The sequence below is a fragment of the Kineococcus haloalkalitolerans genome, assembly GCF_050871905.1.
Classification (GTDB): domain Bacteria; phylum Actinomycetota; class Actinomycetes; order Actinomycetales; family Kineococcaceae; genus Kineococcus.
The window spans coordinates 1-22,810 of sequence record NZ_JBJLSH010000013.1 but is presented as its reverse complement, the minus strand read 5'-3'; the positions used below and the strand labels follow the sequence as shown (position 1 = coordinate 22,810).

Here is a 22,810-nt window from a genome sequence, read left to right as displayed (position 1 = left end):
CGGCCGCCGCCCGCCCTCAGCAGGTCAGGCCGAGGGCGGGCAGCACGGCGTCGGGCGCGGTGCCGCAGCCGACCTGCGCGGTGCCCAGGTCGACGACCTCCCAGCCGTCCGGGGTCGCGCGCAGCAGCGCGGTCGCCGGGTCCAGCGCCTCCGGGTCCACCGGCTCCAGCAGGGCCGCGGCCCACACCTCGTCGGCGGTGCGCACGTCGGTGACGGTCCACGCACCGTCGGGCACGCCGTCGGTGGCCGGGCTCGCGGCGATCGCCGCGACGAGCGCGGGGTCGACGGCGGGGGCGACGGGCGCTGCGGGGTCGGCGGCGGACGCAGGGGCGGCGGCGGCCAGCAGGCCCAGCGCGAGGACGGCGGCGGCGCCGCGCGCGGCGGTGCGGGTGCTGGTCCGGGGGGTGCGGGACACGGGTCCTCCTGCGGTCGCGGCGTGCGGTCGGCCGCCCCGCGGCGGGGCGACCGCGGGCTACGACGCGCCGGGGCGGCGAACGGTTGCACCGAGCCTCGGACCGTTCTCCGCCCTAGCCTGCGGAGGGTGAGCACACCGCCCGTGGACCCCGCCGACCCGCCCGTCCCCGATCTGGAGGACGACGAGACCGTGCCGCCGCGCCCCGAGGAGGAGGTCGCCGACGCCGACCGCGCCCCCTGACCGGCGCCTGATCCCCGCTGCTCCTCCCCTGCCGGCACCTCCCCTCCGTGATCTTGCTGGGGATCCCCGCAAGATCACGGAGGGGAGGCGGCGGAGGGCGGGATCGGGGCAGGGGTCAGAAGCGCAGGAGGACCTTGCCGGAGGCCGCGGAGTCGCGGGCGACCTCGAAGGCGCGGTGCGCGTCGGCCGCGTCGAGGACGTGCGTGACGATCCCGTCCACGGCCAGGGAGCCGTCGGCCAGCGCCGCCAGCACGTCGGTCATCTCCTCCACGAACCGGAAGCTGCCGCGCAGGTCCAGCTCGGCGCTGATGGCGCGCGCCAGCGGGACGGCCACCGCACCCGGTGGCTGCAGCCCCACCATGACGAGGACGCCGCCGCGGGCCGCGCCGGCCACGGCGGAGGCGAACCCGGCCGGCACCCCGGAGGACTCCAGGACGACGTCGGCGCCGACCGCCGCGACGGCCTCCGCGTCGCGGGCGGGCACCGCGCGCGACGCGCCCAGCGCCAGCGCCCGGTCCGACGCCGCCTCCTGCACGTCGCTGACGACGACCTCACGGGCGCCCGCCCGCAGCAGCACGGCCACGCACAGCAGGCCGATGGGCCCGCACCCGACGACGAGCGCGCGCTTCCCGGCGACGTCCCCGGCGCGGGCGACGGCGTGCCAGGCGACGGCCGCCGGCTCGGCCAGCGCGGCCCGCTCCAGGTCCAGCCCGGCCGGCAGCGGCCGCAGCATCGACGAGCGCAGCACCACCCGGCGGGCGAAGGCGCCGTCGACGTGCGGGTGCCGGGCCGCGGAGCCCAGGTAGGTGACGGCCGGGGACAGGTTGGGCCGCCCCGGCGGGTGCGGGGCGGAGGGGTCGCTCGTGCCGGCCGGGTGCACGGCCACGGGCGTGCCGGCGGGCGGGCCCGACCCGTCGGCGGCGGCCCGCTCGACGGTGCCGACGACCTCGTGGCCCAGCACCATCGGCTCGCGCAGCACCGACTCCCCCACGCGCCCCTCGGCCACGTAGTGCAGGTCCGAGCCGCACACCCCGCCGTAGGCGACGCGCACGACGGCCTCGTCGGCGGCCGGTGCGCGCAGCGGGCGCGCCTCGACGCGCAGGTCGCCGGCCCCGTGCACGACGACCGCCAGGTCCCCCGCCACGTCCTCCACCACCAGGTCCTCCCCCGCGCTCACAGGACCGCCAGCATGCCGCCGTCGACGTGCAGGACCTGCCCGTTGACGAAGTCCGACGCCGGCGAGCACAGGAACAGCAGCGGCCCGACCAGCTCCTCCACGCGCCCCCAGCGCCCCGCGGGGGTGCGCTGCGCGACCCACGCGCTGAACGTCTCGTCGGCCACGAGCGGGGCGGTCAGCTCGGTGGCGAAGTAGCCGGGGCCCAGGCCGTTGACGCAGATGCCGTGCCGGGCCAGGTCGGCGCACATGCCGCGGGTGAGCATCTTCAGCCCGCCCTTGGTCGCCGAGTAGGGGGCGATGCCGGGGCGGGCCAGCTCGCTCTGCACCGACAGGACGTTGACGATCTTGCCGCGGCCGCGGGGGACCATCCGGTTGGCCACGGCGCGGGCCACGTAGAACGCGCTGGACAGGTTGGTGTCCAGCATCTTCTGCCAGTCCTCGGAGGAGAACTCGGTGAACGGCGCCCGCTGCTGCACGCCGGTGTTGTTGACCAGCACGTCCAGCGGGCCGACCTCGTCCTCGATCCGCGCGACGGCGTCCTCGACGGCGCCGGGGTCGGTGACGTCGAAGGCGTACGGGTGGGTGGTGCCGCCGGTCTCCTCGGCCAGCTCGCGGGCGGCGGCGGCCACGGCGTCGGGGCGGCGGCCGTTGACGACGACGGCGCAGCCGGCCTCCAGCAGCCCGCGGGCCAGGGCGCGGCCGATGCCGCGGCTGGAGCCGGTGACCAGGGCGGTGCGCCCGGCCACGTCGAACAGGCGGGGCGTCGGGATCGTCTCGCTCACCGCTCCATCCTCCCGCCGCTCACCGCACCGGGCGCACCACCCCCGCGGACCCGCCGCCGCGGCGCACGGGCTCGGCGACGGCCTGCACGCGCCCGTCGTCGAGGAACTCCAGCGCGGCGGCCGCACCGATCTCGGCGGTGGGCACGAGGACGTGGCCGCGCGCGACCACCTCGCGCCCCAGGTCCGAGTCGACGTAGGCGGGCTCGGCGGCGGCGCCGGCGGCGCGGTTCTGCTCGGAGACGCGGGGCGCGGCGACGGCCGCGGGCAGGTCCAGCCCCCGGTGCAGGCGGTCCACGAGGATCCCGTAGACGGTGCCGATGATGGTGGCGCCACCGGGCGAGCCCAGCGCCAGGAACGGCCGCCCGTCGCGCAGGACGATCGTGGGCGCCATCGAGCTGCGGGGCCGCTTGCCCGGCCCTGGCAGGTTCGGGTCGGGCACGCCGTCGACGGCTGCGACGGCGTTGAAGTCGGTCAGCTCGTTGTTCAGCAGGAACCCGCGGCCGGGCACGACGATCCCGCTGCCGCCGGTCTGCTCGATGGTCAGCGTGTAGGAGACGACGTTGCCCTCGCCGTCGGCGGTCACCAGGTGGGTGGTGGACGGGCCCTCGGCGGTGCCCTCGGCGGCCTCGCCGTCGGTGGCGCAGGTGCCGTCGGCGCCCAGCGCTCCAGGTGCCACGGGCCGCGGCAGCGCCCGCTCGCCGTCGACCAGGCAGGCGCGCGAGGCCGCGAAGGCCGGCGACAGCAGCTCGGCGAGCGGCACGTCCTGCACGTCGGGGTCGCCGACCCAGCGGTTGCGGTCGGCGAAGGCCAGGGCCGCGGCCTCCAGCGCGAAGTGCTCGTGGTCGGCCTCGCTGTGCATCCCGTCGTCGCCGGGCAGCTGGGCGAGGATGTTCAGGGCCTCGCCGACGGTGCTGCCGCCGCTGGAGGGCGGCGCCATCCCGTACACCTCGACGTCGCCGTGCTCGACGCGCGTCGGCGCGCGGTCCACGGCCCGGTACGCGGCCAGGTCCGCCAGCGTCATGCCGCCGCGCAGCACCTCGCGCTCGACGCCGTCGGCCACGGGCGGGTGCGCGACGGTGTCGACGACGGCGCGGCCCAGCTCCCCGGCGTAGAGGGCGGCGGTGCCCTGCTCGGCCAGCAGCCGGTACGTCTGCGCCAGGTCGGGGTTGCGGAACGTCGAGCCGACCTGCGGCGCGTCGCCGCCGGGCAGGAACAGCTCGGCGGTGGAGGTGAAGTCGGCGAAGCGCTCGGCGTTGTCCAGGGTCTGCTGCCGGAACGTCTCGTCGACAGTGAACCCGCGCTCGGCCAGGGCCCGCGGGCCGGACAGCACCTGCGCCAGGGACATGGTCCCGGACTCCGCCAGGGCGCGCTCCCAGGTGGCCGGGGTGCCGGGGACGCCCACGGACAGGGTGCTGTTCACGAGCTCGGCGAACGGGTACGGCTCGTCGGTGGCGGGGTCGACGAAGGCGTCGGCGGTCAGGGAGGCGGGTGCGGTCTCGCGGCCGTCGATCGTGGAGACGGTGCCGCTGGCCGCGTCGTAGGAGAGGAAGAACCCGCCCCCGCCGACGCCCGCCGAGTACGGCTCGGTGACGCCGAGGGCGGCCGCGGTGGCGACGGCGGCGTCCACGGCGTTGCCGCCGCGGCGCAGCACGTCCAGGCCGGCGGCGGTCGCGTCGGCGTCCACGCTGGCCACGGCGCCGCCGTACCCGGTGGCGACGGGCACCTTGTCCAGGCCCGGGACGCTGCCCGGTGGCCGCTCGGGCGCGGGCGGTGCCGGCAGCGGCGGCGGTGACGGCTGCGGCGGTGCCGCGGCGGCGGGGGTCAGGGCGCTCAGGCCGAGGCCGGTGCACAGCGCGAGGGCCGCGGCGGACAGCCGGGCGCGGGAGCCCGGGCGGGGGGTCGTGGGCTGCTGCGTCACGGTCATGACGACGCCTCTCGTCACGGGCGGTCCGCGGGCGTGCGGTGCGGGGAGCCTGGCAGCGGTGCGCGGCGAGCGCAACGGGTGGGACGGACGGGACGCGCGGGACCGGCGTGACGGGCGGGCGCCGGGCCGGTCAGCCGTCGAGGGCGACCACGAGGTCCGCGCGGTCCCGGCCGGCGGCCACGACGCGGGCGTTGGCCTCGTCGCTGCCCCCCGCCCACGCGCGCGCCGCCTCCGGGTCGCGCCCGAACCGCTCGTGGCGGGCGACGAGGCGGGGCAGGCGCACGGCGGGCGGCACCTCGAGGTACCAGGTCTCGTCGAGCAGCCCCTCCAGCGCCGCCCACGGCCCCTCCCGCAGCAGCAGGTAGTTGCCCTCGGTGACCACGAGCGGGACGTCGCGGGGCACGGGCAGCGCCGAGCCGACGGGCTCCTCGATCTCGCGGCGGAACTCCGGCGCGTAGACGACGTCGTCCTCCGGCCCGGCGTCCGGCTGCGCCCGCAGCCGGCGCAGCAGCGCCGCGTAGCCGCCCGCGTCGAAGGTGTCGGGGGCGCCCTTGCGCCCGCGGCGGCCCAGCGCGCCGAGGACGGCGTCGGCCAGGTGGAAGCCGTCCATCGGCACGAGGACGGCGCGCCGCGGGCCCAGGGCGTCCACGAGCGCGGCGGCCAGCGTCGACTTCCCGGCCCCGGGCGGGCCGGCCAGGCCCAGCACGGTGCGCGGGTCCCCGCGGTCGGCGAGCGCGGCGGCCCGCGCGACGAGGTCGGCGGTGCTCGCCCGCAGCGCGTCCACGGCTCAGAACACCGACGGCGTGGCGGGCTCGCCGGCCGGGCCGGCGCCGGCGGCCTCGGCGCGCTCGGGGTCCAGGGCGGCGCCCATCCAGCTCGTGGCGGTCCAGCCGGTCTCCGGCTCGCCCTCCAGCGCGACGCAGCCGGTGTTGAGCAGGCCGGTGGCCACGACGTACTCCGCGGACAGGTTGCGCACCCGCACCCCGGTCCAGCAGCGGATCGCGGCGCCGTGGCTGGTGGCGACGGCGACGCCGGCGCCGAGCTCGCGGGCGCGGGCCACGACCCGCTCGACGGCGGCGTCGTAGCGGGCGAAGAAGGCGTTCCCGTCGGCGGCGCCGGGCATCGGCACGTCCAGGTCGCCGGTCAGCCAGGAGCCGACGACGCCGAGGTAGGCGCGGACGGCGGGCTCGTCGCCGCGCATCTCCAGCTCGCCGGCGGCGATCTCCTCCAGGCCCTCGACGACCTCGACGTCGAGGCCGAGGGCGGCGGCCAGCGGCGCGGCGGTCTGCCGGGCGCGGGTCTGCGGGGAGGAGGTGACCAGACCGATCCCCTCGTCGCCGAGCAGGCCCACGAGGGCCTGCGCCTGCTCGCGGCCGACGTCGGTCAGCGCGGGGCCGGGCACCTGCGTGTCGAGCAGGTGCGCCACGTTGGACGGGCTCTGCCCGTGGCGGACGAGGAGGAGGCGCACCCCCTCACCCTGCCACCGGCCCGGCGCGGCGGTGCGCCGGACGGTGGCAGCGGCGTCAGAGGACGACGTCCAGGCGCCCGGCGCGCTCGTCGCCGGCGAAGAACGCCCACAGCCGCAGCTGCACCTCGACGGGCACGGGGTCCGGGGAGGTGAGGGTGAGGTGGCCGATGGCGCGGCGCACGTCCTCGGCCGTCAGGTCGCGCCCGCCGGAGACGGTGCCGCGGGCGCGCTCGCGGGCGATCTCGGCGGCCAGCTGCGCGGCGGGGGTGCTGCGCAGGCGGTCGCGCACGACGTCGTCGCGCAGCTCCTCGGGACGGTCGGCGTCGCGGCCGGTGGGGCCGGAGGTGTCGAGGCCGCCGTACAGGTGCCACAGCAGCGCGCGGTCGGACACGGTGAGGGCGTCGATCGGGTCCTCGTCGACGTAGTCCGGCGTGATGCGCTGCGCGGGGCGCACGGTGACGAGCCGGTCGACGGCGGTGGCGCCGCGGGCGGCGGGGGGGACGAGGGCGGATCCGAGGCGCATCACGAGCTCCTGACCTTGGTGACGCTGTGTCATTCAGTGTGGACCCTGAGCGAGATCGTTCTCGACGTCCTTGAGGCCCCGTCCCCCGGACGGAGCAACGCCCACCACCCGAGCGCCCCAGCGCGGCGGGCCCGCGAGCGCCTCAGCCCAGCTCGCGCACCCGCGCCACGCCGACCTGGTCCAGCACCTCCTCCAGCACCGCCTGCACCTCCAGCGAGCGCGACAGCGGCAGCAGCGGGCTCTCGGTCGCACCGCGCGCCAGGCAGTCGTGCACGTGCTCGAGCATGAAGCGGTGCCCGTCGGCCACGGCGTGCTCGTGGCGTGTCGCGGCGCCGTCGGCGTGCACCGTGAACGCCGGCACCGAGTGCACGGGCGTCTCCACCTCCACCCACCCGCGCGAGCCCTCCACCCACGCCCGGCCCGCGGCCTGCGCCACGACCGTCGTCGACAGCGACGCCACCGCGCCCGAGGCCCAGCCCAGCGCGATCGACGTCTGCCGGTCCACGCCCTCCGGCGACAGCGACCCCACCGCGCGCACGGTGTCCGGCGCCCCCAGCAGCAGGTGCGCCAGCCCCACCGGGTACGGGCCCAGGTCCAGCAGCGACCCGCCGCCGAGCGCCGGGTCCCAGAACCGCCGCGCCTCCGGCGGCGCCGGGAAGCCGAGGTCCGCGTGGACGGCCCGCACCTCGCCGACCGCGCCCGAGCCCAGGACGTCCAGCAGCGCCTCCGTGCCCGGCAGGAACCGCGTCCACCACGCCTCCATGCAGAACACCCGGCGCTCGCGCGCGGTGTCCACCAGGTCCCGCAGCGCCGCCAGCGTCACCGTCACCGGCTTCTCCACCAGCACCGGCGTGCCCGCCAGCAGCGCGGCCCGCGCCGGGGCGTGGTGCTGCGGGTGCGGGGTCGCCACGTAGACGGCGTCGACGGCCGGGTCGGCGAGCATGCGCTCCACGTCGTCGTAGCCGCGCTCGGCGCCGTGCTCGGCGGCGAACGCCTCCGCCCGCGCGGCGCTGCGCGAGCACACCGCCACCAGCCGCCCGCCCGGCACCAGCTCCAGCGCCCGCGCGAGCGTGCCGGCGATGCCGCCCGTGCCCACGAAACCCCAGCCCACGCTCACGGCGTGCTCCCTCCTGTCGGCGGCAGGACCCTCGTCGGCCCCACCTCGTCCCGGTGCGGCGGCCCGCCGCGGTGCGCGGCACCGACCGCGCGGGTCGCCACGTGCCCGGCCCAGCGGACCGCGTCGACGAGCCCGAGCCCGCCCAGCAGACCGTCCACGAGGCCGTCCGCGAACTCCTCGCCCGCAGCGGTCGCGCTCAGCGGCACGGCGGCGTGACCGCCGGGGGTGACGACCACCGCGCCCCCGCCCGCACCGACCACCACGCTCGTCTGGTCCGGGCGCAGCGCGCGGGCCCGCGCGACCACGTCCTCGAGGTCCCCCGGCCGGTCCACCTCCCCGGCGAGCGCGGCCAGGTCCACCAGGCCCACCACGAGCAGGTCCACCCGCCGGCGCAGCGCCAGCGGCAGCGGCCGGGCCGCGGGGCGCAGGACGAGCAGCCCGGTGCACAGCTCCGCGGCGGCCGCCAGCGCCTCCTCGGGCACCGCCGGTCCCGCCAGCACGACGCGCGCGCCGAGGACGGTCGCCGCGGCGGCCCGCACGTCGGCGCCCGCGCGGGCGGGCGCGAGGGCGGTGCTGCGCCCCAGCGCCCGCAGCGGGGCGTCGCCGTCGCCGGCCCCGCCGTCGAGGACGGTGACGTCGTGGGTCGTCGCGGCGCGCGGGCGGCCGTGCTCGTCGCGCGCCACCCCGCTCGTCGGCCCGGGCGGGTCCGCGGGTCCGCTCACCGGGCCGGCAGCACCCACACCGACGCCACGGCGGGGTCGCCGAGGTCCACCTCGCGCCCGCCGTCCCCGCCGATGCGCACGACGGTCGTCCCGGCGAAGCCCCGGCGCTGGACCACCTCGACGCGCACGTCGAGGCCCAGGCCCAGCTCGGCGAAGTAGCGCAGCACGTCGGGGTCGGCGTCGGAGATGCGCGCCACGACGCCCGCCGAGCCCTCGGGCAGGTCGCCCAGGGCGTGGGCGCCGGGCTGGGGCACGGTCCCGTCCGGCTGGGGGATGGGGTCGCCGTGCGGGTCGCGCTCCGGGTGGCCGAGGCGGGCGTCCAGGCGGTCCAGGAGCCGGTCGGAGACGACGTGCTCGAGGACCTCGGCCTCCTCGTGGACCTCGTCCCAGGAGTAGCCGAGGTCGGCGACGAGGAAGGTCTCCAGCAGCCGGTGGCGGCGCACCACCACGAGGGCGCGGGCCCGGCCGGCCTCGGTCAGCTCGACGCCGCCGTAGCGCTCGTGCAGCAGCAGGCCGGCGTCGGTGAGCTTGCGCACGGCCTCGGAGGCCGTGGACGCGGACACGCCCATCTCGCCGGCCAGCATCGACAGGGTCACCTTGCGCTCGGACCACTCCCCCGCCGTGTATACGATCTTGAGGCAGTCCTCGGCGGCGGGCGTGAAGACCTCCGCCCCACCGCTGCCCGGGGGCTGGGTGCGGGTGGCAGCGGTCCGCTTCGCGGTCGGCACCACGTCTCGGGCCTCCCCCGGGGACGGCGTCCCCCTCGTCGTGCCGGCCGGGTGCGCTGACGCGCGGCGCGCACCGCCCGGCGCCGCGGCCCGCGCCGCGACGGGCTCAGCTTGCCACCGCGCCCGGGACCGCCCGCGGCGCGCACCGCCGCACCCGCGGCTCCCGAGCGCTCCAGTTGCGTCTTCGGTCCGCCGAACTCACAATCGGTGCGAGACGCAGGACGAGGAGAGGGGGCACCGTGGACACGACGGCACGAGCTCGCTGGGTCGCCGCCGGCGACCTCCTCCTGTGCGCGGCGCTGCTGGCCGCCGCGCTCGTGCTGGGCGCCGGCGGCAGCGTCCTGGGCGCCACCGCGGCCGTCCTCGCGGCCGCGGCCTACGGGGCCCCCGCGGCCCGGCGCTGGCGGCGCACCGCCGTCGTCGCCGCGCCCGTCCCGGCGGCGCTGCCGGTGACCGACGCGGCCGTCGCGCCGCGCGCCTCCGGCCCCACCGCCTGACTCGCCCACCCGGTCGATTCCTGGCGCGTGCTCCACCCCTCCCGAGCGCGGGAGGGGTGGAGGACGCGCCAGGAGTCGCTGCGAGGGCGAGGGGTCAGTTGAAGATCTCGGCCGAGACGCCCGTCGGGCCCTCGTACTCGCGCTCGGGGATGCCCTTGACGGCCTCGAGCACCTCCCCCGACGCCCCGTTGCCCTCGGCGGCCTGCACGAGCGCGTCCTTGCTCGCCGGGTACTCGACGCCGTGCAGCGCCTTCTGGACGTCGATCGGGCTGACGCTGGCCATGCTGCTCTCCTCCCGCGGCCCGCGGGCGCGGGCCTGCGCGCTCAACCCTGCACGTCGCACGTGCCCAGCGCGAACCGGGTGAAGCTGCCCCCGACCACGTCCACCGGCACCGGCTGGCCCCCGGCGCGCTCGACCTCGGCGGCGAAGACCTCGGCGTCGTCGGCGGGCCGGTAGCCGATCGCCTCCCCCTCGGCGAGGGACCACCAGCGGCGGGTGTTGCGCGAGACGCCCCACACGAGGTGGAAGCCCGAGGTGGCCGGGTCGAGGGACGCCTCGACGAGGCGGGCGCAGTCGTCGGGCGAGAGCCAGGTGGCCAGCTCGCGCACGTTCTGCGGGCGCTCCCGGCACGAGCCGATGCGCAGCGCGACGACGCTCAGGCCCGCGCGCTCGACGAACAGCCGCCCCAGCGACTCCCCCGCGGTCTTGGACCAGCCGTAGTAGGTGTCCGGGTGGGGGGGCGCGTCGGCCGGCAGGTCGGCGTCGCCGCGGCGGGTCATGCCGACGGCGTGGTTGCTGGAGGCGAGCACGACGGTGCGCACGCCCGCGCGGGCGGCCTCGTCCAGCACCGTGAACGTGCCGTGGACGTTGACCTCCAGCACGTCGCGCCAGGGGCCCTCGACGCTGATGCCGCCGAGGTGGAGGACGGCGTCGACGCCCTCGACGGCAGCGGCCACGACGGCCGCGTCGGTGACCGAGCCCTCGACGAGCTCGATGCCCTCCAGGTCCCCGCGCCCGTCGAGCCCGTCGGGGTGGTGCAGGTCGAGCAGCCGCAGGCGGCGGTCGGGCCGCGCGGCGGCGAGGCGGTCGACGAGGAGGCGTCCGACGGTCCCGCTGGACCCGGTGATGAGCAGCCGTTGCACGCGCCGCACTGTAGCGCCCGGCCACCGACGTGGACAGCGTCCGACCCGCTGGCCGCACACGCGGGCGGGCTGCTGGCACGATCCCCACCGTGCCCCCCGAGCCCACCGTGCCCGCCACCGAGCCCACCGACGACCTCGTGCCCGGCCTCGGCGCCGCCCACCGCGCCGCCCGCCCGCCGCGCGCCCTGCGCCACCTGGACTCCGCCGCCGCCGGCCGCAGCAGCACCGCCGTGCTCGAGGCCGTCGCCGCCCACACCCGCCGCGAGGCGGAGGCCGGCGGGTACGTGGCCGCCGCCGAGGCCGCCGGCGCCCTCGACGGCGGGCGGGCCGCCGTCCGCGCGCTCCTCGGCTGGGACGCCGGCCCGCGGGCGGGCGCGGTCGCCTGGACGCACTCCGCGCACGACGCCCTCCTGCACGTCCTCCTCGCCCGCCCCGGCGGGCCCCCGCGCACGGTCCTGCGCGCCCGCGGCGAGTACGGGCCGAACCTGCGGGTCCTGGGCGACGTCGGCGCCGCCGCCCCCGCAGTGCCCGCTCCCGACGGACCCGGCCCGCACCGCCTCGACCCCGGCGACCTGGCCGCGGCCCTGCGGGCGCACCGCCCGGACCTGGTCCACCTGACGTGGCTGGGCAGCCACGCCGGCACCGTGCAGCCCGTGCCGGAGCTCGTCGCCGAGTGCGCGCGCGCCGGGGTGCCCGTCGTCGTGGACGCCGCGCAGGCCCTCGGCCACCTGGACGTGCGGCTGCCGCTGACCGGCGACCTGGCCGGCGCCGACGTCCTCGTGTACGCCACCTCCCGCAAGTGGCTGACCGGCCCGCGCGGGGTCGGCCTGGTCGCCGCCTCCCCCGGCTCGGCGTGGCACGGGCGCCTCGCCGACCGCTCCGAGGGTCACGTGGCGGGCCGGGTCGGGCTGGCCGCCGCCCTGGCCGAGCACCTGGCGCTGGGACCGGAGCGCGTGCACGCCGGGCTGGCCCGGGTCGGCCGCGCCGTGCGGGAGGGGCTGGCCGGCGTGCCGGGCTGGACGGTCGTCGAGGACGCCGCCGAGCCGAGCGCGACGGTCACCCTGCGCCCGGCGGGGGACGACGTCGACGTCGCCGCGGTGCGCGCGCGCCTGCTCGCCGAGCACGGCACCGTCACCACGGCCGCCGCCGCTGAGCGCGCGCCGGAGGAGATGACCCGCGACGTGCTGCGCGTGTCCGGGCACCTGGACACCACCACCGGGGACGTCGCGGCGCTCGCGGCGGCGCTGACAGCGGTCACGGGCCGCTGAGCGGGGCGCCCGCGGCGGCTCGGCGCGCGGGCCGCGGCCCGCGCTGCCAGAGTGGACGGGCGAGATCACGACCACGACCCCAGGGAGGCACGTGATGAAGGGCAAGGCCCTCTTCCTCGTCGCCGGCGCCGCCGGCTACGTCCTCGGCACCCGAGCGGGCCGGGAGCGCTACGACCAGATCGCCGCGGCCGCCGGCCGGCTGTGGGGCAACCCGAAGGTGCAGGAGACGGTCGTCGACCTGCAGGACCGCGGGACCGACATGGCCAAGCAGGCCGGGGCGAAGCTGTCCGACTCCGCGGGCGCGGTGGCCGGGCAAGTCAAGGACAAGGTCACCTCCGGCGGTGGCAGCGGTGACAGCGCGCTGGGCGACCAGCACCACACCCGCATGCCGAACGACTGACGCGTCCCGCGCCGACGGCCGCCCCGCACCACCGAGGTGCGCGGCGGCCGTCGCGCGTCGAGGGTGGGGTGATGAGCTCCCCCACGGTCGGTGACCACGTCGTCTCGCGCCTGGCCGCGTGGGGCGCGCGCCGCTTCTACGGCTACCCCGGTGACGGGATCGGCGGGGTGGTCTCCGCGATCGGCCGGGCCGTCGAGGCCGGCGAGGCCGAGTTCGTGCAGGTGCGCCACGAGGAGACCGCCGGCTTCGCCGCCACCGCGGACGTGAAGTACGGCGGCAGCCCGCTGGGCGTCGCCGTCGTCACCTCCGGGCCGGGCGCGGTGCACGTCCTCAACGGCCTGTACGACGCCAAGCTGGACCACGTCCCCGTCGTCGCCCTGCTGGGGCAGACCGCGACCCCCGCGCTGGGCACGCAGTACTACCAGGAGCTGGACCTGGTCCGGTTGTTCGGCGACGTCGCCGGCGACTTCGTCTTCCAGGTCTCCGCCGCCAGCCAGGTGCAGCACGTGGTCGACCGCGCGGCCCGCACGGCCCGCGAGCGGCGCACGGTGACGGCGGTCGTGCTGCCCAGCGACCTGCAGGACGCCGACGCCGTGCTGGAGGTCCCCCACGGGCACGGGTACGTGAGCACCAGCGCGGTGCCCGGCTCGCTGCCGGGCGCGCCGCGGCCGGAGGCGCTGGCGCAGGCCGCCGAGGTGCTGCGCTCGGGCCGCCGGGTGGCGGTCCTGGCCGGGGCCGGCGCCCTGGGCGCCACCGAGGAGCTGACCGCGGTGGCCGACCGGCTCGGCGCGGGCGTGGCGAAGGCGCTGCTGGGCAAGGCGGTCCTGGACGACCGGCTGGACTGGGTGACGGGCGCCATCGGGCTGCTGGGGACCCGCCCGAGCTGGAACCTCATGCAGGAGTGCGACGTGCTGCTGATGGTCGGCACGACGATGCCCTACAGCGAGTACTACCCGCCGCCGGGGAAGGCGCGCGCCGTGCAGGTCGACGTCGACGGCACCCGCTGCGGGCTGCGCTACCCCACCGAGGTCAACCTCGTCGGGGACGCGGCCGAGACCCTGCGCGCGCTGCTGCCGCTGCTGGAGGGCGCCGACCCCGACCCGTCCTGGCGCGAGGAGATCGCCGGGTGGAACCGCGACTGGCGGGCGTGGGGCGCCGAGCGCGCCCGCGCCGCCGCGGACCCGCTGAACCCCGAGCTGCTGGTGCGGGGGCTGTCCGAGCGCTTGAGCGACGACGCGATGGTCGCCGTGGACTGCGGCACGGCGACGAGCTGGTACGCGCGCGACCTGGACCTGCGGCCGGGGATGCTGGCCTCCCTGTCGGGCACGCTGCTGTCGATGGGCGGCGGGATGCCGTACGCGCTGGCCGCCAAGCAGGCCCACCCGGACCGGCCCGTGCTGGCGCTGGTCGGCGACGGGGCGATGCAGATGAACGGCGTCAACGAGCTCATCACCGTCGCGCAGCGCTGGCGCACGTGGGCGGACCCGCGGTTCGTCGTCGTGGTCCTGGACAACGCGGAGCTGTCGTTCGTGGCGTGGGAGGCGCGGGCGATGCAGGCCGAGGTGCCGTTCCGGCCCGCGATGGAGGTGCCGTCGCTGCCGTACGACCGCTACGCGGAGCTGCTGGGGCTGGGCGGGCTGCGCGCGGACTCCCCCGAGGGCCTGGACGCCGTCCTGGACCGGGCGGTGGCCGCGCGCGAGCCCGTCGTCGTGCACGCCGTGGTGGACGCGAACGTGCCGATGATCCCCCCGCACGTCACCCGGGAGCAGCTGGTGTCCACCGCGAAGGCCACCGTCAAGCAGGCCGTGTCCTCCGACGCCGAGGAGCGCGCGGGCGCCCGCGAGATCGTCGTCGACGGGGTGCGCCAGACCGTGGGGGCGGCCGCCCGCGCCGTGCGCCGCCGGGACTGAGCGGCCGTCCGTCCGGCGGCACCGACCCCGCACACCCCGAGTGGTGAGGTGAGGCTACCCTCACGGCCATGCCGTTCACCGCCGCCGTGCCGTCCGCCTCCTCCTCGCGCGCCCCCAGCCGCCGCGGCCTGCTCACGGGCGCGGTGGGCGCGGCCTTGCTCGGCGCGGCGGGGTGTGCGGGCGAGGCGCCCGCCGGGCCGGTCCCCGCCACCGGCGCTGGGGCGGACGGCCCGTTCCCGGTGATCTTCGAGAGCGCGTTCGGGACCACCGAGGTGCCCGCGGCCCCGCAGCGGGTCGTCAGCGTGGGCGTCAGCGACGCCGACGTGCTGCTGGCGCTGGGCGGGCAGCCGCTGGCGACGACCGGCTTCACCTTCTACCCGGAGACGGGGCTGGGGCCGTGGGCCGAGCCGCTGCTGACGGGGACGCCGGTGCGGCTGGGCTCCGACGCCGAGGTCAGCGTCGAGGAGGTCGCCGCCCTGCGCCCGGACCTCGTCCTGGCGGTCTCCTCCGGCCTGCGGGCGCCGCTGTTCGAGCAGCTGTCCCGGGTCGCTCCCGTCCTCGCCCGTCCCGCCGGCACCGACGCCTACGCCGTGGACCGGGCGGTCCAGACGCGGCTCATCGCCACCGCCCTGGGGCAGGAGGAGGCCGGGCGCCGGCTGGAGGAGGACGTGGAACGGGCGTTCGCCGACGCCCGGGCGGCGCACCCGGAGTTCGCCGGGCGCACCGGCGTGGTGGCGCTGCCCTACGACGGGCGCTACGGGGTGTTCCTGCCCGGGGACGCGCGCGGGCAGGTGATGGCCGACCTCGGCTTCTCGCTGCCCGCGGAGGTGGCCGCCGCCGACACCGGCGACAGCTTCTTCGTCGAGGTCTCCCGCGAGCGCCTGGACCTGCTGGAGGCCGACGTCCTCGTCGTGCTGACCGACGACAGCTCGCGCGCGGTCGTGGAGGAGGACGGCGTGCTCGCGTCCCTGGACGTCGTGCGGCGCGGCGCGCTGGTCCTGCCGGACCTCGACGTGCGCGGGGCGATGAGCTACGGCACCGCGCTGTCGGTGCCCTACGCGCTGGACCACCTCGTCCCGGCCCTGGCGGCGGCCCCGTCCGGGCCCTGAGCACCGGCCCGCGCCCACGGGCCGGGGTCAGTCGCCGTTCTCACGGCGGGCGAGCCGCACGGCGTTGCGGGGCATCACCCACCAGAACAGGACGATCAGCGCGGCGATCAGCGAGCCGGCCGCCACGCCCCAGGCGCGGCCGAGGACGACGTCCACGACGAGCAGGACGACCCCGGCGACGACGAGCGCCACGGTCGTCAGTCCCGCCTTCGCGAAGCGCGTCCCGGCGTCCACGAGCCGCCGCTTGGAGCGCCGGCGGAACAGGGCCCGGTGGTAGCCGACGGGCGCGACGAAGAGGACCGTCGCGGTCACCGCCAGGAGCAGCACGACGACGTAGTTGGTGCGCTGGAACGTGTCCAGCTCCTGGAAGCGCGCCTGGAACGGCAGGGTGAGCAGGAAGCCGGTGAGCAGCTGGACACCGGTCTGCACGACCCGCAGCTCCTGCAGCAGCTCCACCCAGTTGCGGTCCAGCCGCTCGGTGGGCGTCTCGCTGCGCAGCCCGGCGTACGGGTCGTCGGGGTCGGCGCCGCCGGCGGGCAGGCCGGTCGAGGGGTCGGTCACGGGGCCTCCGCCGCGGCGAGCACCCGGCGCAGCGTGCGCACGGTGCGGGTGGTGACGTGCGGCTTCCAGCGCGCCGCGCCCAGCGCCCGGGCGAACGGGGTGTCCGTGCTCGAGCCCGCCGGCACCGCCCAGTACAGGACGTCCCCGGCGAGCCGCACGCGCTCGCGCTCGCCGACGGGGGCCGTGGCGTGCAGATCGGCCAGCCGCGCCGGATCTGACGTCAGCACGCAGTGCTCCTGCACGCCCTCCTCGTGCCCGAACGGCCAGCCGTCGGCGACCTCGGCCAGGCGGGCGGGGGTCATCGCCACGACCCACGCCTCGTACCCGAAGCCCGCCCGCAGCGCGGCCTCAGCCCGGGCGCGCACCGCCCCCGCACCGTCCTCATCCGCGTCCACGTCCACGTCCACGTCCACGTCCACGTCCACGACGGCGTTGCCGGAGGCCAGCACGGTGCGCACCCCGGTGAACCCCGCCCCCGCCAGGCACGCGGACAGGGCGGCGCTGCGCACCGTGATCCGGCCGACGTTCACCCCGCGCAGCAGCAGCACCCAGCGCACCGCGGGCCTCCCGGTCGTCCGCTCACGCGCCACCGGCGGGCTCGTCGGAGTCCTCCGGGTCGTCCACCGGGACGTCGCGCTCGTCGGCGTCGCTGGGCTCGGGCCGCTCGGCGGACGGCTCGCGCAGGCGCTCGACCGCCTCCTCGACGGCCTCGGCGTCCTCGGGCCGCAGCGCGGGGTCCGGCACGTGCTCGGGCGCGTCGTGCTCGCTGACGTCCTCGCTCACCGGTCACCTCCCGCTCGGGCACCGCTCGGTGCTCCACCCTCGTCCCGATCTTGCCGCGCCCCCTCCAGGAGCAGCAACCGCAGCTTCACGTCGGCCCCGCCCAGGTACTGCCCGGCGCGGCCGTCGCTGCGCACGACCCGGTGGCAGGGCACCACGAGCGGCAGCGGGTTGCGCGCGCAGGCGGTCCCGACGGCGCGCACGGCGGCCGGGCTGCCCGACGCGGCCGCCACCTGGGCGTACGTGGCGGTCCCGCCGTAGGGGATGCGCCGCAGCGCAGCGAGGACCTCGCGCCGGAAGCCACCGCGCGCCAGCGCGAGGTCCAGCGGCACGTCCACCGCGCGCCGCTCGCCGGCCAGGTAGGCGTCCAGCTGGCGGGCGGCCTCGTCCAAGCGGCCGGGAGCGTGCAGCAGGCGCGGGCTGACGCGGTCGGCGAGGTCCTGCAGCACCGCCTCGTGCCCCTCGACGGCGAACGCGACGCGCACCAGCCCGCGCGGCGTGGCCGCCAGCAGCAGCGGCCCCAGCGGGCCGTCGACGACCCGGTAGGCGACGTCGAGCAGCTGCTCGGCCTCCGCCCGGCGCACCAGGTCGCGCAGGAGGCGCTCGACCGCGCTGCCCTCCCCGGCCGCGCCGGGGGCCGGTCCCCCGTCCAGCTCGACGTCCAGCTCGACGCCCAGCTCGACGTCCAGCTCGACGTCCAGCTCGACGTCCAGCTCGACGTCCAGCTCGACGTCCAGCTCGACGTCCCGGTCCACGTCACCGCCCACGGAGCACCCCCTGCGTCGTCGACCGCTGCTCGTGCGTCCCGCCCCGGTCGTCGTCCGGGTCGGCCGTCCAGGTGCGCCGCAGGGCCCGCACGCCGTCGGAGGCGGCGCGGCGGGCGGCCTCGGGCGTACCGCCCACCAGGGCGGCGACCTCGGCGTGCGGCAGCCCGGCGAGGTGGTGGTAGGCCACGCAGCGGCGCTGCTTGTCCGGCAGCGCGGCCACGGCCTCCCAGAGGTCCTCGCGCCAGGAGCCGGGGCCGGGCACGGCGCCGGCCCGACCGCCCTCCTCGGGCAGGGCCCCCACCGGTACGGGCCGGCGGCGGCGGGCGCGGTGGTCGTCCAGGGCCTTGCGGTGCGCGATCGTCACCAGCCAGGCGCGCACGTCGCTGCCGGGCGGCAGCCGCGGGTAGGCGCGCAGCGCGGCGAGGAAGGTCTCCGACCAGGCGTCGTCGGCCGCGTCGGGGCCGACCACGGCCCGGCACACCCGCAGCACCGCGGGCCCGTGCCGCCGCACGACCACCTCGAAGGGCTCCGGGCCCTGCACCGCTCTCACACCCGGTAGACGTCCGGGACGGCCGGGGTGTGAGGTCGCCGGCGCGGTCTCACCCCGCGTGCTCGGCGTACCACCGGCTCAGGCGCTGCAGGCTGCGCGCGCAGGAGGGTTCCTCGGGGCGGTTGAGGTGCCCGTGCACGGTGCCCTCCTCCAGCTCCACGCGCACCGGCACCGAGGCCGCGCGCAGCGTGCGGGCGAAGTCCTCGCCGGAGGGGCGCAGGCCGTCGACGTCGCCGAGCAGCACGTACGTGGCCGGGAAGGCGGCGACGTCCTCGGGCCGGGCGGCGCCGGGCACGGCGGCCAGCGGCACCTCCACGGCGCCCTGCCCGCCCGCGCCGGAGGTCTCCAGCAGCGCGGGACCGAGGAGGTTGGCGTACATGCCGCGCACCTGCTCCGGCCCCCAGCGCTCCTGCGCCGGCAGCGACAGCAGCGCGGTGGCCAGGTCGTCGCCCGGCGGCGGCTGCACCACGTGCAGCGTCGGGTAGGCCAGCACCAGCGAGCGCGGCACCGCGCGTCCTCGCTCGAGCAGCCGCAGCACGGCGCCGGCGGCCAGGTTGCCGCCGGCCGAGCACCCGCCCAGGTGGACAGGCGCCCCGCCCGCGCGGGCGGTGACGAGGTCCCACGCGGCGAGCACGTCGTCGGAGGGCACGGGCCAGCGGACCGGCCAGCGGGGGCTGTCCTCCAGGCGCGTGGCCAGCCGGTGGTCGACGGTGACGACGGTCAGGCCGGCGTCGGCGGCCAGCCACCGGGCGACCCCGTCGGCCTCATGCATGTCGAGGTCGCCGGCGACGAACCCGCCGCCGTGGACCCACAGCAGCCAGCCGTCGCCGGCCCCCGGGTGGACGCGGACCGGGACGGGGCCGTGGGGGCCGTCGGCCTCCAGGGCCCGCCAGCCGCCGTCCACCCGGGCGCCGCTCACGCGCCGACGGCCGCGGCGGTGAGGTCGACCGGGGAGGTGACCGCCTCCGGTCGCTCGCACGTCGTGGTCAGCTCGACCGAGCCGCGCGTGGCGGCCGCGCGCTGCACCGACTCCATGACGTCCAGGACGTGCAGCGCGACCTCGTCGCTGGCGCGGTGCGGGCGGCCCTCGCCCAGCGCGATCGCCAGGTCGGCCAGGCCGTAGCCGCGGCCGGCGTCGAGGTAGCCCGCCCGCACGCCGGCGTCGCGCCAGTTGGCGTCGTGGTCGGCGCCCGGGCCCGGCTCGGGGGCGCTGGCCGCCGAGTAGACCTCCACGGTGCCGTCGAAGAGGTTCGGGTCGGGCACGGACAGCGAGCCGCCGGTGCCGTGCACCTCGATGCGCGGCAGCCGCGCCGCCCAGGTGTCGAAGCTCATGACGAGCGTGGAGACGGCGCCCGAGGCGTGCACGAGGATCCCCGCGGTGGAGGAGTCCGTGGTGACCTCGAAGCTCTCCCCCGCCCGCGGGCCGCGGCCGATCGTGCGGGTGGGCGAGGGGCGCCAGGAGACGCCCACGACGCGCTCGACGGGGCCGAGCAGGTGCACCAGCGAGGTGATGTAGTACGGCCCCATGTCCAGCAGCGGGCCGCCGCCCGGCTGGTAGTAGAAGTCGGGGAAGTGGTGCCAGCGCTCGTGCCCGGGCGTGGTCATGAAGGCCGTGGCCGAGTGCGGGACGCCGATCTCCCCGGCGTCGACGACGGCGCGGGCGGTCTGCACGCCGGTGCCCAGGACGGTGTCGGGCGCGCAGCCCACGCGCAGCCCCGCGGCGGCGGCGGCCTCGACGACCCCGCGGCCCTCGGCCACGTCCATCGCCAGCGGCTTCTCGCCGTACACGTGCTTGCCGGCGGCCAGCGCCTGCAGCGCGATGTCGGCGTGCGTGCGCGGCAGCGTGAGGTTGAGGACCACGTCGACGTCGTCGGCGGCCATCAGCTGCGGCAGCTCCAGGACGCGGGCGCCCTCGTGCTCGGCGGCCAGGGCGCCGGCGCGCTCGGCCGACAGGTCCGAGACGGCGGTGACGCGCAGCTGCGGCAGCCGCTGCAGGCACGCGGAGTACTGCGCGCTGATCGTGCCGGCGCCGACGACGCCGACGCGCAGCGGGTTCACCGTGCCGCCCACAGCAGGCCCCTCTCGATGATGGTCTTGACGTTCGGGTCCTGGAGCACCTCGACGTTGTGCCCCGGCGTGCTGACGAACATGCGGCCCTTCCCCCACTGGCGGGTCCAGATCGCCGGGGAGGTGACGGGGCGGTGCCAGGGGTCCCACGCGCGCACGGCCTGGGTCGTGGTGGCGAGCACGTCGAGGTAGTCGTCGGTGAGGACCCAGTACTGCTCGGTGACCAGGTCGAAGTCGCCGATGCCCTGCGTGATCGGGTGGTCGGCGGCGGCGGGCAGCATCTCGACGCGGTAGGGGACGTAGTTGTCCGCCTGCTCGCCGGTGAGCTCCTCGGGGGCCTTGCCGGGGTGGCAGGCGAACTGCCCGCCGATGAAGTGCAGGTAGTCGGAGGAGTTGCGGTAGGAGTCGGCGATCCCGCCGTGCCAGCCCGCCATCCCGGTGCCGTTCTCGACGGCCGTCATGAGGCCGGCGAGCTGGTCCTTCTCGATCGTGCTCATCGTGTTGCACTGCACGACGAGGTCCACCCCGGCCATGTAGTCGCCGTCGGCGTAGACCTCGGGCGAGCCCTCGACGCGGACGGTGAACCCGTTCGCCTCCAGGTGCGGGATGAACAGGTCGGTGGCCTCGACGGGCTGGTGCCCGTCCCAGCCGCCTCGGACGACGAGCGCGGAGCGCCCGCCCGCGGGGGATGTCACAGGAGGTCCTTCCGGGTGCGGTGCGAACAGGTGGTCCCCGGGGCCCGCCGGGCCCCGGGGACGGTCGTGCGGTCGTGCGGTCGTGCCCTCGGGCTACTTGGAGAAGCCCGCGGTGAGGCCGGCGATGAGCTGGCGGCGGCCGACCACGTACAGGACGAGGATCGGCAGGGTGCTCAGCACCACCGCGGCCAGGACGGCCGGGATGTTGACCGTGTACTGGCCCTGGAACGTCCACAGCGCGAGCGGCAGCACGCGCTTGTCGGGGCTCTGGGTCAGGACCAGCGGGAGCAGGAAGCCGTTCCAGACCTGCAGCGCGTTGTAGATGCTGACCGTGACGATCGCCGGGCGGGTCAGCGGGAACGCCAGGCGCCACATGCTGCCCCACTCGCTGGAGCCGTCGAGGCGCATGGACTCGAACAGCTCGTTGGGGACGTCGCGGATGAAGTTGCTCAGCAGCAGCACGGACAGCGGGATGGCGAACGCGATCGAGGGCAGGATCAGCGCCCAGAGCGTGTCGTACAGCTCCATCCGGATGATGATCAGGTAGACGGGGATGATCGTCGCCTGCAGCGGGATGGCCAGCCCCATGAGGAAGATGCCGTTGACGGTCCGCAGGAAGCGCCCGCCGCCGCCGCGCACGATCGCGAAGGCCGCCATGAACGACATGAGGATGGCCGGCACCACCGTGCCCACGGTGATGAGGACGCTGTTGAGGAAGTAGCGGGCGATGTCCGACTCGATGACCTGCTGGTACGCCGCGAACGTCGGGTTCTCCGGCAGCGACAGCGGGTTGGTGCGGAAGTACTCCGACTGCTCCTTGAAGCTGGTGACCAGGATCCAGTAGATCGGGACGATGATGATCGCCAGCCAGATCCACCCGGCCAGGCCGCCGAGGTAGTTGCGCGAGGTGCTGCTGGCGCCGCGCCGGCTGGCGCGCGCTGCCGCCTTCGTCTCGGGGGGCGTGTCGACCGTCGTGGCCATGGGTCAGGCCCCTTCCAGCTGGCTGCTGTTCGCGTCCTTGCCGCCCAGGCGCCGCAGGAGCAGGGCGAGGGCGAGACCGACCAGCACGAGGATGACGGCGATCGCGCTGGCCTGCCCCATGAGGCTGGCGCGGAAGCCGCGCAGGTACATGTCGAGCGCGAGCGCCCGGGTGGCGTTGCCGGGACCGCCCTGGGTGAGGACGAAGATCAGGTCGAAGAACGTCAGCGACCCGACGACCATCAGCGTCGAGGACGTGATGATCGTGTACTTCAGCTGCGGCACGGTGATGTGGAAGAACTGCTTCACGCGCCCGGCGCCGTCCAGCTGCGCGGCCTCGTACATCGAGGCCGGGATCTGCCGCACGCCGCCCTGGTAGATCAGCGAGTGGAAGGGCACGAACTGCCAGGAGACGACGAAGATGACCACGCCGAGGGCCAGCCAGCGGCGGCCGAGCCAGTCCTGGTCGAGGATGCCCAGCCCGAGGCTGGCGCCGATGCCGAAGTTCGGGTCCAGCAGCGCCTTGAAGACGATGGCGATGGCGGCCGAGCTCAGCAGCAGCGGGACGAAGTACAGGACCGCGAGGAACGCCCGGTAGCGCTGGTAGCCGGCGGTGAAGACGCCGATGAGCAGGCTGATGGGCGTCTGGAAGAGCCACGACAGCGCCATGATGAGGAAGGTCACCAGCAGGGCGTTGGGCAGCTCGGGGTCGCGCAGGACGGCCGTCCAGCTGCTCAGCCCGGCGTACTCGACGGGGCCGATGCCGTCCCAGTCGGTGAAGCTGAGGGCGAAGACGCCCACCAGCGGGACGATGCCGAAGAAGGTGAAGAACGCCAGCGCCGGCAGGACGAGCCACCACAGCGAGCCGGTCCCGCCGGTCCCGCCCCGCCCCTGCCGGCCGCGGGCGGGGGGGGGGGGGGGGGGGGGGGGGGGGGCGCGGGGGGGGGGGGGGGGGGGGGGTCGGGGTGGGGGGGTGCGACGTGGTGTGG

General features: G+C 77.2%; 27 protein-coding genes. 5 read left to right on the top strand and 22 right to left on the bottom strand.

From position 1 onward, the window contains the following. Positions 1–16: 16 nt before the first annotated feature. The 10 genes from ACRYMY_RS07280 to ACRYMY_RS07235 all read right to left on the bottom strand — a co-directional run bounded on the left by ACRYMY_RS07280 (position 17) and on the right by ACRYMY_RS07235 (position 9,096). A complete protein-coding gene (locus ACRYMY_RS07280) occupies positions 17–415 on the bottom strand; it encodes a hypothetical protein (RefSeq protein WP_432546595.1) in 399 nt (132 codons plus the stop codon). A 355-nt stretch (positions 416–770) separates the two neighbouring features. After that, positions 771–1,832 (bottom strand): zinc-binding dehydrogenase, encoded by a 1,062-nt coding sequence (locus tag ACRYMY_RS07275; RefSeq protein WP_432546594.1) that lies wholly within the window; start codon positions 1,830–1,832, stop codon positions 771–773. Next, on the bottom strand, positions 1,829–2,602 hold the full coding sequence (locus tag ACRYMY_RS07270; protein ID WP_432546644.1) for an SDR family oxidoreductase: 774 nt from the start codon (positions 2,600–2,602) through the stop codon (positions 1,829–1,831). The genes ACRYMY_RS07275 and ACRYMY_RS07270 overlap by 4 nt, the downstream gene beginning before the upstream one ends. A 31-nt stretch (positions 2,603–2,633) precedes the next feature. Continuing rightward, entirely contained in the window at positions 2,634–4,538 is a 1,905-nt protein-coding gene (gene ggt / locus ACRYMY_RS07265) for a gamma-glutamyltransferase (RefSeq protein ID WP_432546593.1), read from the bottom strand. 130 nt (positions 4,539–4,668) lie between these two features. Next, the gene (locus ACRYMY_RS07260; RefSeq protein ID WP_432546592.1) at positions 4,669–5,322 is read right to left on the bottom strand and encodes a nucleoside/nucleotide kinase family protein; all 654 of its coding nucleotides are present in this window, start codon (positions 5,320–5,322) and stop codon (positions 4,669–4,671) included. Between the two features lie 3 nt (positions 5,323–5,325). Beyond that, the gene (locus tag ACRYMY_RS07255) at positions 5,326–6,006 is read right to left on the bottom strand and encodes a histidine phosphatase family protein (RefSeq protein ID WP_432546591.1); all 681 of its coding nucleotides are present in this window, start codon (positions 6,004–6,006) and stop codon (positions 5,326–5,328) included. 55 nt (positions 6,007–6,061) lie between these two features. Continuing rightward, positions 6,062–6,529 carry a hypothetical protein gene (locus tag ACRYMY_RS07250; protein ID WP_432546590.1) on the bottom strand — a complete coding sequence of 156 codons (468 nt, stop codon included), beginning with the start codon at positions 6,527–6,529 and terminating at the stop codon, positions 6,062–6,064. A 142-nt stretch (positions 6,530–6,671) separates the two neighbouring features. Then, positions 6,672–7,646 carry a Gfo/Idh/MocA family protein gene (locus ACRYMY_RS07245; RefSeq protein ID WP_432546589.1) on the bottom strand — a complete coding sequence of 325 codons (975 nt, stop codon included), beginning with the start codon at positions 7,644–7,646 and terminating at the stop codon, positions 6,672–6,674. Continuing rightward, positions 7,643–8,368 (bottom strand): hypothetical protein, encoded by a 726-nt coding sequence (locus ACRYMY_RS07240; RefSeq protein ID WP_432546588.1) that lies wholly within the window; start codon positions 8,366–8,368, stop codon positions 7,643–7,645. The genes ACRYMY_RS07245 and ACRYMY_RS07240 overlap by 4 nt, the downstream gene beginning before the upstream one ends. Further along, positions 8,365–9,096, bottom strand: a complete 732-nt coding sequence (locus ACRYMY_RS07235) for a metal-dependent transcriptional regulator (RefSeq protein WP_432546643.1) — start codon at positions 9,094–9,096, stop codon at positions 8,365–8,367. Before ACRYMY_RS07235 ends, ACRYMY_RS07240 begins: the two co-directional genes overlap by 4 nt. Before the next feature lie 239 nt (positions 9,097–9,335). Here ACRYMY_RS07235 and ACRYMY_RS07230 point away from each other — a divergent pair, with 239 nt between their 5' ends. Further along, the gene (locus tag ACRYMY_RS07230) at positions 9,336–9,593 is read left to right on the top strand and encodes a hypothetical protein (protein WP_432546587.1); all 258 of its coding nucleotides are present in this window, start codon (positions 9,336–9,338) and stop codon (positions 9,591–9,593) included. Positions 9,594–9,687: 94 nt separating this feature from the next. Here ACRYMY_RS07230 and ACRYMY_RS07225 read toward each other — a convergent pair whose 3' ends face one another. Beyond that, a complete protein-coding gene (locus tag ACRYMY_RS07225; RefSeq protein WP_369055442.1) occupies positions 9,688–9,876 on the bottom strand; it encodes a DUF2795 domain-containing protein in 189 nt (62 codons plus the stop codon). A gap of 41 nt (positions 9,877–9,917) precedes the next feature. Continuing rightward, on the bottom strand, positions 9,918–10,736 hold the full coding sequence (locus ACRYMY_RS07220) for an NAD-dependent epimerase/dehydratase family protein (RefSeq protein ID WP_432546586.1): 819 nt from the start codon (positions 10,734–10,736) through the stop codon (positions 9,918–9,920). A gap of 137 nt (positions 10,737–10,873) precedes the next feature. On the opposite strand from ACRYMY_RS07220, the gene ACRYMY_RS07215 reads away from it, so the two are divergent. The 4 genes from ACRYMY_RS07215 (at position 10,874) to ACRYMY_RS07200 (ending at position 15,423) form a co-directional block, all read left to right on the top strand. Continuing rightward, positions 10,874–12,004 (top strand): aminotransferase class V-fold PLP-dependent enzyme, encoded by a 1,131-nt coding sequence (locus ACRYMY_RS07215; protein WP_432546642.1) that lies wholly within the window; start codon positions 10,874–10,876, stop codon positions 12,002–12,004. A gap of 94 nt (positions 12,005–12,098) precedes the next feature. Then, positions 12,099–12,404, top strand: a complete 306-nt coding sequence (locus ACRYMY_RS07210) for a YtxH domain-containing protein (protein ID WP_432546585.1) — start codon at positions 12,099–12,101, stop codon at positions 12,402–12,404. 71 nt (positions 12,405–12,475) lie between these two features. Continuing rightward, positions 12,476–14,314, top strand: coding sequence for a thiamine pyrophosphate-requiring protein (locus tag ACRYMY_RS07205; RefSeq protein WP_432546584.1), 1,839 nt, complete (start codon positions 12,476–12,478; stop codon positions 14,312–14,314). A 68-nt stretch (positions 14,315–14,382) separates the two neighbouring features. Further along, on the top strand, positions 14,383–15,423 hold the full coding sequence (locus ACRYMY_RS07200; protein ID WP_432546583.1) for an iron-siderophore ABC transporter substrate-binding protein: 1,041 nt from the start codon (positions 14,383–14,385) through the stop codon (positions 15,421–15,423). A 27-nt stretch (positions 15,424–15,450) separates the two neighbouring features. Here ACRYMY_RS07200 and ACRYMY_RS07195 read toward each other — a convergent pair whose 3' ends face one another. The 10 genes from ACRYMY_RS07195 to ACRYMY_RS07150 form a co-directional block, all read right to left on the bottom strand. Then, positions 15,451–15,984 (bottom strand): DUF6328 family protein, encoded by a 534-nt coding sequence (locus ACRYMY_RS07195; RefSeq protein WP_432546582.1) that lies wholly within the window; start codon positions 15,982–15,984, stop codon positions 15,451–15,453. Then, entirely contained in the window at positions 15,981–16,574 is a 594-nt protein-coding gene (locus ACRYMY_RS07190; protein ID WP_432546581.1) for a DUF1697 domain-containing protein, read from the bottom strand. Before ACRYMY_RS07190 ends, ACRYMY_RS07195 begins: the two co-directional genes overlap by 4 nt. After that, a complete protein-coding gene (locus ACRYMY_RS07185; protein ID WP_432546580.1) occupies positions 16,564–16,767 on the bottom strand; it encodes a hypothetical protein in 204 nt (67 codons plus the stop codon). The genes ACRYMY_RS07190 and ACRYMY_RS07185 overlap by 11 nt, the downstream gene beginning before the upstream one ends. Then, the gene (locus tag ACRYMY_RS07180; RefSeq protein ID WP_432546641.1) at positions 16,764–17,360 is read right to left on the bottom strand and encodes a methylated-DNA--[protein]-cysteine S-methyltransferase; all 597 of its coding nucleotides are present in this window, start codon (positions 17,358–17,360) and stop codon (positions 16,764–16,766) included. The genes ACRYMY_RS07185 and ACRYMY_RS07180 overlap by 4 nt, the downstream gene beginning before the upstream one ends. 160 nt (positions 17,361–17,520) lie before the next feature. Then, positions 17,521–18,081: an RNA polymerase sigma factor gene (locus tag ACRYMY_RS07175; protein WP_432546579.1), complete on the bottom strand. Its 561-nt coding sequence runs from the start codon at positions 18,079–18,081 to the stop codon at positions 17,521–17,523. Positions 18,082–18,130: 49 nt separating this feature from the next. Next, positions 18,131–19,000 (bottom strand): alpha/beta hydrolase, encoded by an 870-nt coding sequence (locus tag ACRYMY_RS07170; protein ID WP_432546578.1) that lies wholly within the window; start codon positions 18,998–19,000, stop codon positions 18,131–18,133. Continuing rightward, entirely contained in the window at positions 18,997–20,151 is a 1,155-nt protein-coding gene (locus ACRYMY_RS07165; RefSeq protein WP_432546577.1) for a Gfo/Idh/MocA family protein, read from the bottom strand. The genes ACRYMY_RS07170 and ACRYMY_RS07165 overlap by 4 nt, the downstream gene beginning before the upstream one ends. After that, positions 20,136–20,843 (bottom strand): ThuA domain-containing protein, encoded by a 708-nt coding sequence (locus tag ACRYMY_RS07160; RefSeq protein ID WP_432546576.1) that lies wholly within the window; start codon positions 20,841–20,843, stop codon positions 20,136–20,138. The genes ACRYMY_RS07165 and ACRYMY_RS07160 overlap by 16 nt, the downstream gene beginning before the upstream one ends. Before the next feature lie 93 nt (positions 20,844–20,936). Next, the gene (locus ACRYMY_RS07155; RefSeq protein ID WP_432546575.1) at positions 20,937–21,824 is read right to left on the bottom strand and encodes a carbohydrate ABC transporter permease; all 888 of its coding nucleotides are present in this window, start codon (positions 21,822–21,824) and stop codon (positions 20,937–20,939) included. A gap of 3 nt (positions 21,825–21,827) precedes the next feature. Next, positions 21,828–22,682, bottom strand: coding sequence for a carbohydrate ABC transporter permease (locus tag ACRYMY_RS07150; RefSeq protein WP_432546640.1), 855 nt, complete (start codon positions 22,680–22,682; stop codon positions 21,828–21,830). Between the last annotated feature and the right edge of the window lie 128 nt (positions 22,683–22,810).

What these genes read in the sequence shown, in the direction of transcription:
- ACRYMY_RS07155 (WP_432546575.1), bottom strand. Translation starts at nt 21,824, where the DNA reads ATGGCCACGACGGTCGACACGCCCCCCGAGACGAAGGCGGCAGCGCGC.
- ACRYMY_RS07250 (WP_432546590.1), bottom strand. Translation starts at nt 6,529, where the DNA reads ATGCGCCTCGGATCCGCCCTCGTCCCCCCCGCCGCCCGCGGCGCCACC.
- ACRYMY_RS07200 (WP_432546583.1), top strand. Translation starts at nt 14,383, where the DNA reads ATGCCGTTCACCGCCGCCGTGCCGTCCGCCTCCTCCTCGCGCGCCCCC.
- ACRYMY_RS07205 (WP_432546584.1), top strand. Translation starts at nt 12,476, where the DNA reads ATGAGCTCCCCCACGGTCGGTGACCACGTCGTCTCGCGCCTGGCCGCG.
- ACRYMY_RS07225 (WP_369055442.1), bottom strand. Translation starts at nt 9,876, where the DNA reads ATGGCCAGCGTCAGCCCGATCGACGTCCAGAAGGCGCTGCACGGCGTC.
- ggt (WP_432546593.1), bottom strand. Translation starts at nt 4,538, where the DNA reads ATGACCGTGACGCAGCAGCCCACGACCCCCCGCCCGGGCTCCCGCGCC.
- ACRYMY_RS07210 (WP_432546585.1), top strand. Translation starts at nt 12,099, where the DNA reads ATGAAGGGCAAGGCCCTCTTCCTCGTCGCCGGCGCCGCCGGCTACGTC.